8 protein-coding genes are annotated in these 15193 nt (G+C 37.0%); 3 read left to right on the top strand and 5 right to left on the bottom strand.

The window, feature by feature from the left end; all coding sequences use genetic code 11:
- Nucleotides 1–556: 556 nt before the first annotated feature.
- From DEU39_RS07805 to gndA, 4 genes are all read right to left on the bottom strand, one after another.
- On the bottom strand, nt 557–1195 hold the full coding sequence (locus tag DEU39_RS07805; protein WP_120231525.1) for a TetR/AcrR family transcriptional regulator: 639 nt from the start codon (nt 1193–1195) through the stop codon (nt 557–559).
- Nucleotides 1196–1885: 690 nt separating this feature from the next.
- Nucleotides 1886–2596, bottom strand: a complete 711-nt coding sequence (gene pgl, locus DEU39_RS07810) for a 6-phosphogluconolactonase (RefSeq protein WP_120231526.1) — start codon at nt 2594–2596, stop codon at nt 1886–1888.
- Between the two features lie 28 nt (nt 2597–2624).
- Nucleotides 2625–4106, bottom strand: a complete 1482-nt coding sequence (gene zwf / locus DEU39_RS07815; protein WP_120232218.1) for a glucose-6-phosphate dehydrogenase — start codon at nt 4104–4106, stop codon at nt 2625–2627.
- A gap of 13 nt (nt 4107–4119) precedes the next feature.
- Nucleotides 4120–5538 (bottom strand): NADP-dependent phosphogluconate dehydrogenase, encoded by a 1419-nt coding sequence (gndA, locus tag DEU39_RS07820; RefSeq protein ID WP_062675196.1) that lies wholly within the window; start codon nt 5536–5538, stop codon nt 4120–4122.
- Nucleotides 5539–5790: 252 nt separating this feature from the next.
- Between gndA and DEU39_RS07825 the strand changes: the two genes are divergently transcribed.
- On the top strand, nt 5791–6150 hold the full coding sequence (locus tag DEU39_RS07825; protein WP_034696561.1) for a hypothetical protein: 360 nt from the start codon (nt 5791–5793) through the stop codon (nt 6148–6150).
- Nucleotides 6151–6311: 161 nt separating this feature from the next.
- Here DEU39_RS07825 and DEU39_RS07830 read toward each other — a convergent pair whose 3' ends face one another.
- Nucleotides 6312–7037 (bottom strand): response regulator transcription factor, encoded by a 726-nt coding sequence (locus DEU39_RS07830; protein ID WP_062675197.1) that lies wholly within the window; start codon nt 7035–7037, stop codon nt 6312–6314.
- Nucleotides 7038–7811: 774 nt separating this feature from the next.
- Between DEU39_RS07830 and DEU39_RS07835 the strand changes: the two genes are divergently transcribed.
- Together DEU39_RS07835 and DEU39_RS07840 are read left to right on the top strand one after the other, a co-directional pair.
- Entirely contained in the window at nt 7812–12320 is a 4509-nt protein-coding gene (locus tag DEU39_RS07835; RefSeq protein ID WP_120231527.1) for a GEVED domain-containing protein, read from the top strand.
- A gap of 50 nt (nt 12321–12370) precedes the next feature.
- Entirely contained in the window at nt 12371–15193 is a 2823-nt protein-coding gene (locus DEU39_RS07840; protein ID WP_120231528.1) for a T9SS type B sorting domain-containing protein, read from the top strand.

The raw sequence follows: 15193 nt of genomic DNA on the forward strand, positions 1-15193 counted from the left end.
CGTTAGTTCCCTCAGTTTAAAATATTTCGAACATCAACGACTGAGGTAAAAACACAACCAACAGCATCATTTTTCTATAGTGATGCTGTTTTTTCATCTCAAAAAAATGGAATGATATTAAATAAAATACTTTTTTATAGATATTTCTTACCATTTATTCTTTTTAGGAAGCATATACTTTCTATAAAATAGAAATTCTGTTGTAATTACAGGTTAAACCTATTGAAAAAGATTAATTAAAAGAAATTTTTACTCTTACAACAAAAAATAAAATACTGAATTTCAAAACATTAAATAAAATTAAGAAAATTTTCATCATTTTACACACTACACAGTGTCTTATTTTATATATTTGTACAAACTAAAACCAACTATATATTTTAAAACACTATTAGGTTGAAAAATAAGACAATCAAATTGTATTATTGAGTTCCCATACTTTAAGACAATTTCAAACACGAAACAACTAAGGTAGAAACACAACTTATAGACAGACCATTAGATTTCTAATGGTTTTGTTTTTTTAAAGGAAGTTTAATTTTCAAATTGAAGAATTCTAGAGATTTTCGTAGGTATGATGCAACATGAAAGTAATGGCTTTTTTGATCTGATCCCTTCCCTTAGGCGTGTTGACATCTATCCCACAGAAAATACTTCCATTAAGAGAGGAAAACATATTCAGGTAATAAAGTCCTGAAACCATAATGGCCACAATAGAGCGTACATCTTCAGCATTATCTTTAAAATGTGAATCCATCAAAAGTTTAAAAATATGCTCTCTGTTTTCTTCTTGAGTTTCTGTAAGTTTTTTTAAAGATTTGCGGGGTTCCGATAAACACCATAGAAGGAATTTTTGCGCTTCTTTACTGGAATAAACATGGTCAAATTGAGATAAAAGCATTTCTTCCATGAAAGACTTTCCTCCATCATCCAATTTGGGCTTTATTTTTTCAATCTCTTTAATGTTTACTTTGCTCCAGTAATCCTGTGACCGGATGTACTCATCAATCAAGCCGTCTATACCTTCAAAATAAGAATAAATCATTTTCTTATCCACCCCTGCTGTAGCAGCAATATTATTCACTTTCAAGGCAGTGTACCCTTTCGTTCTCAGTATCTTTCCCACTGCATCCAAAAACTTTTTTTTACTGCGTTCCTTGTTCCGTATACTTCCTGCTACAGACTTTCTTTCCATGATAAACTTTCAATCGTACAAGTTTATGAATTTTTTTTCATTTTAGACACTTTTTAGTGTCTAAATTTATATATTTGCATAAACTAATAACCATTTTTGTAACAGACAATCAGAGTTGTGAGGTTGAGAGAGATCAGATTGCACCGTTAGTTCCCTCAGTATACGTATTTTACTATTCAATACTGAGGTAAAACATTACTTCAGCAGCATCATTATTTATGTAATGGTGTTGCTTTTAGTAATGATGAAATTTTTAGCGGTCGCTTATCATCTTGTCGTCTTTATATACTTCCATCTATTTTTTACAATTTTATTATTTTCTTATAATGCCGTATTCGTAAGGGTTTTCTTAAGGTTTCGAATTGCTGATCAAAATATTTTTCATTTTTTTTAATTTTTAGACACTATGAAGTGTCTTATTTTGTATATTTGTTTAAAACTAATAACCATTTTACATAGAAGCACCATTGGAGTTGGAAAAATTAAAAATTTCGAACAAAAGCAACTAAGGTAAAAACACTAAATGCTGCAGCGTCATGAGTTCTCTAATGATGCTGTTTTCATTTAGCGTACGTTATTTTCGTTTTAATGTAGAGAAAATTGTATTTACCGGGAAGCCGGTATTAGAATAGTTGATATGAAGAGAGACTGTCCGTGGACAGTCTCTTATTTTTTAAGGTAGAAGTTATATTAACTTTTTGCTTTTTCGTCTGTAAAAAACTGAAAACCATCCTTCTTCTCAATAAGCTGCATTGGATATAATGAAGGATTATATTCGCCATTCAAAACTTCATTCAGCGCATGTTTTTTGGATTCACCAAATGCAATAGCCAGAATATGATCCGCGTTATTAATAATAGGAGCAGTCAACGTGATTCTGAACATTTCCTGAGGCTTAAGATAATAGGCAGACACCCATTTTTCTTTTTCATTTAAAACTTCTTCTCCCGGAAATAATGAAGCAGTATGACCGTCATCACCCATTCCCAGCAGGATAAAATCAAAAATACCTTCATCACCAAGAACAGTTCTGATCTGCTGCTCATAAGCCTTGGCATAGTCTTCAGGAGTTATTCCTTCAGCATACATAGGAAAGATATGATTTTGATCTACCGGAACCTGATTAAGAAGTGCCTCATCCGTCATCCGGAAGTTGCTTTTATCATCGTTTAAAGGAACCCATCTTTCATCTACCCAAAAAAAGTAGACTTTATTCCATTCTATCTGTTCTTTATATTCCGGTGTTGCCAGTAATTTGAAAATGGCTTTAGGTGAAGAACCTCCACTTAACGCCACAACAAAACGGTCTTTTTTCTGAATAGATTTTTTTGAAAGGTCAACAAATGCATCTGCAGCCTTTTTGTACAGTTTTTCCAGATCGTCAAATACTGTAATATTCATTTTTTTGTCTGTTTAAATTTATATTGTTTTATACCCAGCTATGCCCTTGTCTTTCCACCAAAGCATTAACGTCTTCCGGCCCCCAGCTTCCTGCTTTATAATTCGGGAAAGATAAATCTTTATTGTTTTCCCAGGCTTCCTGGATAGTTGTGACAACATCCCAGGCTTCTTCCACCTGATCGGAACGCATAAATAAAGTAAGATCTCCTAAAAGAGCATCCTGTAACAAGGTTTCATAAGCTTCCGGAGTATCTTCTTTACAGGCAAAATTATCAAAAATCATTTCTGCAGGTTTCAAATCCAGTGTCAGTCCAGGTTTTTTGGTCATGAACTGCAGCCTGATATCCATCATGGGCTGAATATTAATAATAAGCCTGTTTGCTGATAAATGATGCGGACTGTCTGAGAACGTTGAATGAGGAAGCGGTTTAAACTGGATGGTAATGTAAGAGTGCTTTTCTTTCATTTTCTTTCCGGTACGGACATAGAAAGGAACATCCTGCCATCTTTCGTTATCCAGATAAAATTTGATGGCTGCAAAAGTCTCTGTATTGGAATCCGAAGCAATTCCATCTTCCTGGCGGTAGCCTTTCACTTCCACTCCGTTTATGATTCCTTTGGCATACTGACCTCTTACCGCATAATGGTCAACCTGATCGGAAGATATTCTACGGATAGATTTCAGAACATCAACTTTCCGGTCTCTGATTTCACCAGACTGCAATGAAGCCGGTGGTTCCATAGCCACCATACAGAGAATCTGCAACAGGTGGTTCTGAATCATATCCCTTAATGCTCCTGTCTGTTCATAGAAAGCTCCTCTTGTCTCTACCCCAACTTCTTCCGCTACTGTAATCTGTACAGATTCTATGTATTTATGATCCCATAACGGTTCAAAAATTGAGTTTCCAAACCTGAATGCTAATATATTCTGGACTGTTTCTTTCCCCAGATAGTGGTCGATACGATAAATCTGTTCTTCTTCAAAAGTTTTAGCCAAAAGACTGTTCAATTCAATGGCTGACTGTTTATTATGACCAAAAGGTTTTTCAATAATAATGCGATCTCTTTTCGGATCAGAAGCCAATGATGTGGTTTTGATATGATTGGATATCGTGGTAATAAAATTAGGTCCGATGGATAAGTAAAATAACCTGTTTGCTCTTATCCCATACACGGAATCAAAATCCTGCAATTTTTGCTGTAAATTCTGATAAGAACTTTCTTCATCCAGCTGATGCTGAAAGTAAGTAATATGAGCCTGAAAACCTGCCCAGTCTTCAGAAGTTACTTTTTTTCTTGAGAAACTTTCAAGGTTTTCTCTGATATAATTTCTGAATTTTTCGTTGGTATTTTCTGCCCTTCCCAATGCTACAATATTAAAGCCTTTGGGCATTCTGCCATCGATATATAAGTTATAAAATGCCGGAAAAAGTTTTCTTTTTGCCAGATCTCCTGTAGCACCAAAAATAACGATAGTTGTTGGCTGCAAGATTCTATTTTGATTCATTTCTTCCGAATTTTTAATTGTTTGCACTTTGCCAAGAAGTATGGAAAACTCCCTCTCTGTCAATACGCTGATACGTATGAGCTCCGAAATAATCACGCTGAGCCTGGATCAGATTCACAGGAAGAGATTCTGTAGTATAGGCATCAAAATATCCCAAAGCCGTCTGGATTCCCAAACTTGAGATTCCGTTGGCAACGGCATATCCTGCTGTTTTTCTTAAAGCTTTGATTTTTGATTTTACCAGTTCTGAAATTTCTTTATCAAGCAGAATATTAGAAAGGTTAGGGTTTTGGGTATAAGCAGAATAGAATTTCTCCAGCAAAACTGAACGGATAATACATCCTCCTCTCCAGATTTTCACAACATCTTTCAATGGAATTTCAAAGCCGTATTCTTCAGATGCTTTTACCAGTAAAGATAAACCTTGTGCATAGCTGATTAAGGTAGAAAGGAAAAGCGCATCGCCTACTTCCTTAATGAATAATTCTGTATTTTCCGGCTTTGTAATTTCGTTATCGGCATATATTTTTGAAGCCTGAACTCTTTCGGTTTTATAGGCAGATAAAATTCTTGAAGTTACAGCAATATCAATAGTAGGAATAGAAACTCCTATTTCCATAGCCTGCTCAGAAGTCCATTTCCCTGTTCCTTTCGCTCCTGCCTTATCTAAAATCTGATCTACAAGATAGCTATCTGTTAATGAGTCTTTTTGGGTAAAGATATCTCTGGTGATTTCAATAAGGAATGAGTTCATTTCACCATTATTCCATTCTTTGAAAACCTGATGGAGCTGTTCGTTATTTAGACCTGCTCCTCTTTTAAGAAGATCATAGGCTTCACTGATCAGCTGCATAATTGCATATTCAATACCGTTATGTACCATTTTCACATAGTTTCCGGCAGATCCTTTTCCCATGTATGCTGTACATGCTTCGTTATCTACTTTTGCAGCAATAGCTTCCAGCATTGGTTTCAGAAGTTTGAAGGCTTCCGGATCACCTCCCGGCATTATACTTGGTCCTTTTCTGGCCCCTTTTTCACCTCCTGACACTCCCATTCCCATAAAATGCAGTTTTTTGGATGCCAGATCAGCCACACGTCTGTTGGTATCTTCAAAATAAGAATTCCCTGCATCAATCACGATATCACCTTCACTTAAAAGTGGGGTAATATTTTCCAGCACAGCATCTACAGGTTTTCCTGCAGGAACCATAAGAATAATTTTTCTTGGAACTTCCAGTGCGGATACGAAATCTTCTAAAGAGCCTGTACCTTTTACCTTCATTTCTGAAGCAGCTCCGCCTTCTAATTCTTTCACTTTTTCCTGATCAAGGTCGAATCCTGCGATTGAAAACCCGTTGTCAGCAATATTATAAAGCAGATTCCGCCCCATTACTCCAAGGCCAACCATCCCATAACTATATCTTTCCATTATATTGGTATTAATATGAATTTTGTTATACAGACAATAAAATTACGGAAATGCCTATTATGAAAAAAATAAAAGGAAATAAAAAGTTGAGAGCACTTTTGTTTTTCTCTCATTTATAAGGCCCTAATATTCACATTTTCACATGATTTTGTGTTTACAGAATAAAATTCGATCATTAATATGGGAATGATCTATTAAAACAGTCTGTTTTTTGGCATAATTAAACTTATATTTGCCAAAATTTATAAAGTAATGAACTATAAACTTGAACTCAACACTCAGGAGCCTAATTCTAAAATCGTTTTTAATAATATCATATTTGATTCGTTCAAGATTAATATAGTTGAAAGATATATCGGGTCAATGAAGGCTCGTCCTACATTATGCGAGGTTTTATTTAAAGTAAGAACTTTAGATAATGTCATTATCAACAGAAAAGACGGTAATATAAGAGTAAAGATAAAGGGTGATGATTTTGAAACATATCAGAAATTATCCAGAGACCTGAACTCTTATGAATACAAAAACAAACTGATTAACAGAAAAGAGGTGGAACAGAATTATGTTCATTTCATCCTGAGTTTAGTAATTACAAATTATCAGCTTAATTAAGCTGTTCCGGGCATTCTCCTTCTATCATTTTGCAGAGGGAGAATGTTCAGAAAACAATACACAGAAATCAACCGGTTTTTAATTAAAAACGGCAAGTTATACTGAGCGTTCTATTTTGATTCTCAGCCATTTCGAGCTGGAAATATTTAAAAAAGTATAGTTTAAATCAAATTATTCGTTATTACGTAGGATATTGCCTCGATGATATTCTTCACTCCAATTCTCTCAAACAATTTGCTTCTGTGAAACTTTATGGTACTTGGTGACACAAACAATTGTTCTGCAATTTCTTCTATTTTTAATCCCTGAAGATAAAGCCGTATTATTTCTATTTCCCTTAATTTTAGGGCAACTTTAGATTCTTCTGTCCATTTTCCAGTGAAGAGATTATACTTCCAATAGGTCTCTGAGGTATTAGAAACGATCCTGATATTTCCCGCAGACCGGTTAAGAGAATAGGACACTACACAGACTATTTTGGAGATTTCTCCATCATCAAAGAGTTCTATAGGTGTAATCTTATGATTGACAAGCACATCTACACTGTTGGCATATTTAAGATGAAAATCATAGGTAATGGTATGTACTTTTTTTTCTTCAGGTGAAAGGCATTCAAAAAACTTTAATCCGTTGGTACTTACTTTCTTTAATATGTCAAGATCTGCCTTCTTGGTGTATTTACGAAAAAAATTATAACCCATCTTTTCAACTTCAGCAGCACTTAAACCAGAAAAAAGAAGAGGATTCTCAGAAATAAACTCTAATTTTCTTGTTTTAAGATCTGCAATATAAACACAGCCCAGACTGGTTTCCGATACCGCTTTTAGTACATTAAGATACTTCTCTGATGCCTTTCCGGCATATAATGAATTATTTTTATCACTCATATTTTTGACATGATAATAAGATATAAAACTTTTTTATTAGGTGACTTTTGCAAACATATTCATAATTAAGCTAAATAAAAAATCTATCAAAACTTAATTATAATTAAACTAAAAACTACAAATCATTTATTTTGATAATAAAAAAATCTATACAACTTCATTTTATTACATTTTCAATACCCGGAAAATTACATTTCCGCACTTGTAGGGAGATAAAAAAAGAGAAAGAATGGAAGAAAAATATTTATATAAATCATTATTTTTAAATGAAACTTGTATTTTTCTGTTTTGAAAGCATTTTGGGAAGATCAGTTTCTTATTAATTCATCAATATTTGATTTAAAACTATACAAAAGTATAGTCATATTAAGTTTTTATTAAATTATTTTTACCCAAGTCACAATCATAAAAACTAAACTAAGAAAACTATATAAAAATGAAAGAAATCAAAACACATTAAAAAATACAACAACCCGTGCAGTAAAGTGAGTGATTTTTATAAAAAAATATAAAAAGACCACCAACTCTGCAGCTGCCATTATTCCCACCTACTTAGACCCTACTACTTTTCTGTTTATCCGTTGATCACTTTTTATAAAAAGAGGTGATAAGGAAACATGATAATACACTTTAAACCAATTATTGTCTCTGTGATTGAAAAACTGAGGATTTTTCTATTGATTTCTGAACCAAATCTATAGAAGGATTCCCCATTTCTTTCGAAGAAGAACTTAAGTAAATTGAATAACAGACTCTAACTTAAAATGAAACTATATGAGAAAAATTCTACCCATTATCTTATTTTTAATGACTTTTGCACATGCCCGGGGGCAAACCTGTGCACCAGTTCCAGTGCCGTTCTTACAGTCATTCAGTAGTGGAGCACTTCCCACATGCTGGATCAGCCAAAACCCCTCTTCCACTTCTACAAACGCTAATGTTAAGTGGAAATTTTCCGGATCAGCCGGATATGGAGCCACCGGAAACGGAGGGAAACCTGCCGGAACTTTTGCATGGGTTGATGCATCTTCACCTTATGCAGGTGAACACACAGTTGAACTGATAAGCCCTCAGATCAACTTAGCGGGGTTAACCAATCCTTATATCAAATTTGAATGGTTTAAAGATCATTTAACCGGACTCAACGGTACAGTACCTGCTGCCGACAACAATCAGCTAAAACTTGCTGTAAATAACGGCTCCGGATGGATACAGGTCTGGTCTGGTGATACCAATTCTCCTGAATGGAGAACAGTTGGTGTTCCTCTGGCAGCAAGCTATGTGGGTGCAACCATTCAATTAAAATTTACCGTTGATAAGGATGTAGCAGGAAATGGTGATTTTTATGATGATGTATTATTAGATGAAGTTCAGGTAATACAAGCTCCTACATGTTTTGAACCTGTTACTCTGCCTGTATCTAATATTGCACCTACTTCTGCAACACTGAACTGGGCTGCTCCCCTTGCTCCTGCACCAGCTCCGGCCAATGGCTATGAATATTATTACAGTACAAACAGTACCCCTCCTGCAGCTGCAACACCAGGCACACCCAATCCCGGAACAAGTGCTAACATCAGCTCTTTGACTTCGGGTGCTACCTATTACTGGTGGATAAGATCTGTCTGTTCTGCAACGGATAAATCACCATGGGTTGCAGGCGCTCCTTTTACTCCAGGGCAGATTGGAGGAGGTACGGCTACTCATGCTTTTTTACCTGTATATTCCTGTTCAGGATTTAATTATTCCCAACAGATTTATTTGGCTTCAGAGATTGGAGCCGCAGTAGGAACCAATAATTATATAACAGCCATCAGGTTTTTTGTTTCCACAACTGCAGCAACCCAAGCTAATTACAATCAATGGGTAGTGTATATGGGGAATACTTCACAAACAGATTTTGCAACCACTTCAAGCTGGATCTCTACCCCATCTTTAACACAGGTATATTCTGGCACTTTACCGGCAATGGTAGCTGGGACATGGGTTGAAATTCCTCTAAGCACACCATTCTTATGGGATGGTGTAAGCAATGTAGTGATAGGTGTTGATGAAAATTCAACAGGAACATCATGTACCGCCAACTGGGGAAGTTATTCTGCAGGAAATAACCGTGGGATGATTTATTATAATTCAACGACCAATCCGGATCCGGCAAATCTTCCAACTGCAACAAGCAGATATGCTGTATTACCGAGGTTACAATTGACAGGAACAACGTTACCAAGTTGTACCAACACTCCTCCAGCCAATATTGCAGTAAATAATATTACAGCAACTTCAGCCAATGTTACCTGGACTGCCACAGCCAATGCCACATATGTTGTAAGATACAGAATACCTCCTTCCCTTACGTGGCAAACAATCAATGTAACAACTCCTTTTACTAATAGTGTAACGCTTACCTCTTTAACTGAACAGACCCAATACGAGGTAGAGATTGCAACCATTTGTGGAACGCAAGGGACATTTTCTGCTCCTGTAGGTTTTACAACACCTGCACTGACTTACTGTAATGGAGCAACGGCAACAGTTACGAACGGTTATATCAACAATATCACCATGATTGGTACGAATGTACCTTTAACCAGTAATAACTCAGGGCCAACAACGTATACGGATTATTCTACAGATCCTACAAAGACCATTACACTCCTGAGAAATTCAGTTAACAATACACTGTCTGTAGGAAGGTCAATTATATCAGGAACTTATTCTACCAATGCATGGATAGATTTTAACGGGGATGGTATTTTTGATAATAATCCGGCAACGAGTCCCGGAGGAGAAAGAATCATGAATCTTGGCTATTCAAGCACCACTCCCGTTACTGCTACATTTGATGTTCCTGCCAATGCCTATCTGGGAACAAGTAAAGTGAAAATGCGTGTTATTGTATATTCTCTCACTCCAGCCAATGCCTGCGGACCTTTCACCAGCAATGGAGAAGTGGAAGATTATTATGTAAAATTTATAGATTTACAGCCTTGTACTACAGCTGCTCCTACTACTATTGCGGTGAATAACCTTACTCATAATTCTGCCTATGTATCATGGATTCCTACTGCTAATGCTACTTATATTATCAGATGGAGACAAGGAAATACAGGAGCATGGCTTCCATCTGCAACAGGACAGACACTTCCGGCAGGACAAAGCTTTTATACCATAACAGGACTCACCGAGCAAACCGGATATCAGGTGCAAATTGCAACCATCTGTAATGGAAACCAGGGAGTTTTTTCTCCAAGCGTAAGTTTTACAACTCCACCGTTAACGTATTGTAGTATGACCGGAACAGGAATTAACGATTACATTTCAAATGTGAAAGTTACCCCTGTCAACTTCCCGGTAATGGATAACCCATCAGTTCAAACAAATTATATCAGTTACACATCTGCTGCTACCCTTATTAATCTTGAAATCGGTTCTCAGGGAAATCAACTGTCAGTCTCTAAAGAATGGGCAGGAACTCAATATGCCGATGCTGTCAATGCATGGATCGATTGGAACAGAGATGGAGTTTTCACAGATGCTGAGAAAATAATGACGTCTGCTGCCAGCACCACCACTCCAATAACAGCAACTTTTGATGTTCCTTCAACAGGAGTTTATACAGGATCTTTAACAACAACGATGAGAGTGGTAATGAAACGAACCAGTGCTCCTGTAATGTGTGCAGATGCAGCCAATGGTGAAGTAGAAGATTATGCGGTAAGATTAAGACCATGCAGTAATGCAACACCCGGAAATCCCGTATTCACCAATATTACCCATAACTCTGTAAATATCAACTGGACAACTGCTACTAATAATAATGCTTTTATTTTAGAATACAGACCTGTTACAAACCCTGTTTCTGCATGGGTTCCTTTAAACCTTTCTGTTTTAGGAGGGAATCCACCTGTAACAATCAACGCTTTAACTCCTGCTACGACTTATGAGGTAAGAATTGCAGCGGTTTGTGGCGGTACAGGAATCGGAGTTTACACGCCTATTAAAACATTTACAACAAGATGTGATCCTACTCCACCATTTGTAACGATAAGTAATGTAACGTCAAACTCAGCTTTGATCACCTGGAATCCGGTTGTTCCAAGTGCCTCTTATATTTTAAGATGGCGTGAAGTAGGTACCGGCCCATGGAATACACCAACGATCCCTCAACCACCTGCAAATTCATACACGATTCAAAATCTTGATTCATTTAAAACGTATGAAGTACAGGTTGCCAATATCTGTAATGGAGAAACAACAGCAAATCCGTGGTCTAATCCAAAAGTATTTACCACAGAAAGAATATGTGAAATTCCTCCTCCGGGGCTTATGATCACTCAGATTATGCCAACAACGGCAGAGGTTGTATGGGATCCTTTTCCGGGAGCCACTTATATACTGAAGTACAGAAAAGTAGGTATTCCGAGCTGGACAGAGGTTGTAGTTCCTACAAATACTTACACCATTACTGCTTTGCTGGAGCTCACTAAATACGAAATGCAGGTAGCCAATATCTGTAACGGAGTACCGGGAAATTTTACAAAACTGTATTATTTTACAACTCCAACCGTCATCTACTGCCCGATGTCAGCAGCCAATTCTACAACAGAATTTATTTCAAAGGTTAATGTAAAACCTAATGGCAATAAGGAAATGATTAATGAATCTCTTGCCTCTACGTATTCAAATTTCACAGGAAATCCTTTAAAGTTTATTGATTTAATTCAAGGATCAAAAGGTAATCAGATTACCATTGATAAAACTTTAAGTTCAGGAACTAACGCTGGTGTTGCAGTCTGGATCGATTTCAACAGAAACGGAGAATTTGACATCAATGAAAGAATTCTGGCAGACGGACCTAATGGAACCCCAACAGCAAGTACAACTTTCTCTGTTCCTGACAATGCCTTCATAAGTATGACAGATTATAAATATGTTGTGATGAGAGTCGCTTTACAGAAGGACGGTATTCCTGTGAACTGTACGAATTTCAAAGAAGGTGAGGTGGAAGATTATACGGTCAGAATATCTAAACAAACTGTACCAAACTCTCTAAATCAGGCAGATATCCACATTTATCCCAACCCGGTAAGTTCAGTATTGTATGTAAAAAACATAAGTTTCAAAGCTCAATATAAAATTTACAGTGCTGCCGGAAGATTGATATCAAGTGGAATCATTCTGAACAATGCTATTGATGTGAGCAATCTTATCCACGGGATGTATATGATCGAGATAGAAGATGGAGGAATAACCGTTCAGAAGAAGTTTATTAAAGAATCCTAATCTCTTTTGTCAATGAAATTTCAATTTTTAGAATCAAAATTCTGTAATTCATGAAAAACATTATATTTAGTTTATTATTTATCCTAATGAGCATTCCTATTTCGGCTCAAAGGGATACAGACCATTGGTTTGCACCTTATTACGCCTCCACAAGTTATACGCAGGCATTATATCTGTCTACCGACTCTGCCACCCCTTTTGTTGTTACAATTAATAATAACAATACTCCGATTGGCACTGTCACAATCAGCAAAAATGCTCCGCAAACCTTTGTTGTACCCATATCTGCTATCGCCGCCAATGTTACATCAGACGCTTATAGTGTTATCACTAAAGGGTTACATGTACAAGGGACAAAGCCGTTCTACTGTTCATTAAGAATAGTAAGCAACACTACACACGCCGAAATTATAACCAGTAAAGGGAAAGCCGGGATTGGTAAAGAGTTTTACGTGGCCGGAACTCCTACAACCTCATCACTTACCGGATATAATTTCACAGCAGGAATACTGGCTACTGAAAACAATACTGTAGTAACTGCTACATGGAGTGGAAACGTGACGTTCTTTGGAGCAGCACCAGCTACCAATACACAGACTATTACTCTTAATAAAGGACAGTCTTTTATTTTTGCAGGAGGTCCTGGAACGGGAGGTCAAAACCAGTCTGCTTTTATTGGAGCCAAAATTGTTTCCGACAAACCCATTACGCTTACCAATGGAAATGTCAATGGAAATTTTGGAAATAATACAAGTTCCGGATCTGATGCCATCCTTGATCAATCTGTACCAACAGAAAGGCTTGGAAGTACTTTTGCTATGGTAAGAACCAGATCTTCCTCTGATGATCTGGAAGGAGGTATCATTATTGGAACGGAAGACCATACCCAGATATTCATTAATGGTTCTACTACACCTATCGCAACGATCAACAGTGGTGATTTTTACAGGATCACAGGAAACAATTATGTTCAGCAGGGAAATTCCGGACATTTTAATATGTTTATAACGACTTCAAAAAATGTTTATCTGTATCAATTGGTTTCAGTAAATAACAGCAGTGCTACCTGTGGTTACAACTACATCCCACCATTAAACTGTTTTTTACCCAGAAAAATTGATGAAATCGGAAAGATCAATGAAATGCCAACCGGCACAGGTACCACAAGTACTGTTCCGAACGGAACTGTAGTAAAACTGAATATTTTAACTGAAGCGGGAGCCAATGTAACCGTAAACGGAGTTCCGCCACTCGCTTCAGAAGGTCCTTTTCCCTTAACAGGTAATAACAGCTGGGTAACGTATGCCATCCCTTCTATCACCGGAAATGTAACGGTTATTTCGGATAAAGCTGTAACTGCAGGGATTAATGGAGGATACAGCACGTCCGGATATGGAGGATATTTTGCAGGGTTCTCTTCTATTCCATTAATTGCAAAACAGACAGGAGAATGTATTCCTGGTATTGTTTTGGAAGTGGATGACAGCTATGATAGCTATCAGTGGTATTTGGATGGCAATCCTATTACAGGAGCCAATGCAAATACTTACACCCCTCTGGTTTCCGGAAATTATACCGTAAAAATAGCAGTAGGATCTTGTACTCCGGCCATCACCCCGGTTTACAAAGTGTTTACATGTCTTGAAGAGTCTACTAAAGCAATGACTGTCTGCGAAGGCTATCAGGCTATAGTCCCTCAGTTTACCAATTCAACTCAAAGTTATGTTCCGAGTACAGTAACTATTATTACACCTCCGGCAAACGGTACCGCAACCATTGATCCGGCGGGAGTAATTACTTATGTTCCTAATTTCGGCTATATGGGTACAGACACTATTGTTTATAAGTTTTGTGGAAACAATCCTGATTTTACAGATTGTGAACAGGTAACCTTAACCTTAACGGTTTCTGAAAGCCCTATCGTTAAAGATGCTGCTCTAAGATCTTGTTTTGAACCATCTAATCCTGTACTGGGTGTATTCAACTTAACCTCAGCAGGAGTAAACGTACAACCTGGAACTATTAAACAATATTATCCTTCTCCTGCTGATGCCCATAACGGAACCAATGAAATTCTGACTCCAGCTAATTATCCAGCACCAGACGGAGTGGTTTATATTAAGGTAAGCAATGCCAACGGATGTTACAGAATTGCCGAAGTAACGCTTACCGTTATCCCTCCTACCTATTCAGAGGTACTAAAGGATAAAATTATCTGTATGGAAAATACCACCACACTGGATGCCGGACCCGGATATACTTCTTATCTATGGAGTACGGGAGCAACAACACCATCCATCAGCAATGTGGGAGTGGGAACTTATTGGGTAGATCTGAAAACGAGAGAATGTACGACAAGACAAACCGTAAAGGTTTATCCATCAGAAAATCCTGTAATTTCAGATATTAACATCAGCAATAATACGGTTACCCTGACTGCCATTGGAGGAACAACACCTTATCAGTATTCGATGGATAATATCAACTGGCAGAATGAAAATGTATTTACCAATGTTCCGCGTGGCAGCAATACTTTTTATGTAAAAGATGCTTATAACTGTACTCCTGTAGAGGTAGAAATTACAGTTCCCAATCTTATTAATATCATTACGCCTAATGGTGATGGAATAAATGATGTACTGGATTATTCTGCTTTGGCCGGGAAACCTAATTTCACATTCAGTATTTATGACCGATATGGAAGCAAGATCCACGAAGGAAGCAAATTAAACGGATATCAATGGGATGGCAGCATTGGCGGTAAGAAAGTATCTACCGGCAACTACTGGTTTGATATGGGCTGGAATGAGACCAACAGAAAACAGACTCCGATAAAATACACAGGATGGATTATGGTAAAAAACAGAAATTAA

This window comes from Chryseobacterium sp. AG363 (genome assembly GCF_003610675.1).
GTDB classification, from domain to species: domain Bacteria; phylum Bacteroidota; class Bacteroidia; order Flavobacteriales; family Weeksellaceae; genus Chryseobacterium; species Chryseobacterium cucumeris.

Excerpts from the sequence above, each read along its gene's own strand:
- DEU39_RS07805 (WP_120231525.1), bottom strand. The coding sequence starts at position 1,195 with ATGGAAAGAAAGTCTGTAGCAGGAAGTATACGGAACAAGGAACGCAGT.
- pgl (WP_120231526.1), bottom strand. The coding sequence starts at position 2,596 with ATGAATATTACAGTATTTGACGATCTGGAAAAACTGTACAAAAAGGCT.
- zwf (WP_120232218.1), bottom strand. The coding sequence starts at position 4,106 with ATGAATCAAAATAGAATCTTGCAGCCAACAACTATCGTTATTTTTGGT.
- gndA (WP_062675196.1), bottom strand. The coding sequence starts at position 5,538 with ATGGAAAGATATAGTTATGGGATGGTTGGCCTTGGAGTAATGGGGCGG.
- DEU39_RS07825 (WP_034696561.1), top strand. The coding sequence starts at position 5,791 with ATGAACTATAAACTTGAACTCAACACTCAGGAGCCTAATTCTAAAATC.
- DEU39_RS07830 (WP_062675197.1), bottom strand. The coding sequence starts at position 7,037 with ATGAGTGATAAAAATAATTCATTATATGCCGGAAAGGCATCAGAGAAG.
- DEU39_RS07835 (WP_120231527.1), top strand. The coding sequence starts at position 7,812 with ATGAGAAAAATTCTACCCATTATCTTATTTTTAATGACTTTTGCACAT.
- DEU39_RS07840 (WP_120231528.1), top strand. The coding sequence starts at position 12,371 with ATGAAAAACATTATATTTAGTTTATTATTTATCCTAATGAGCATTCCT.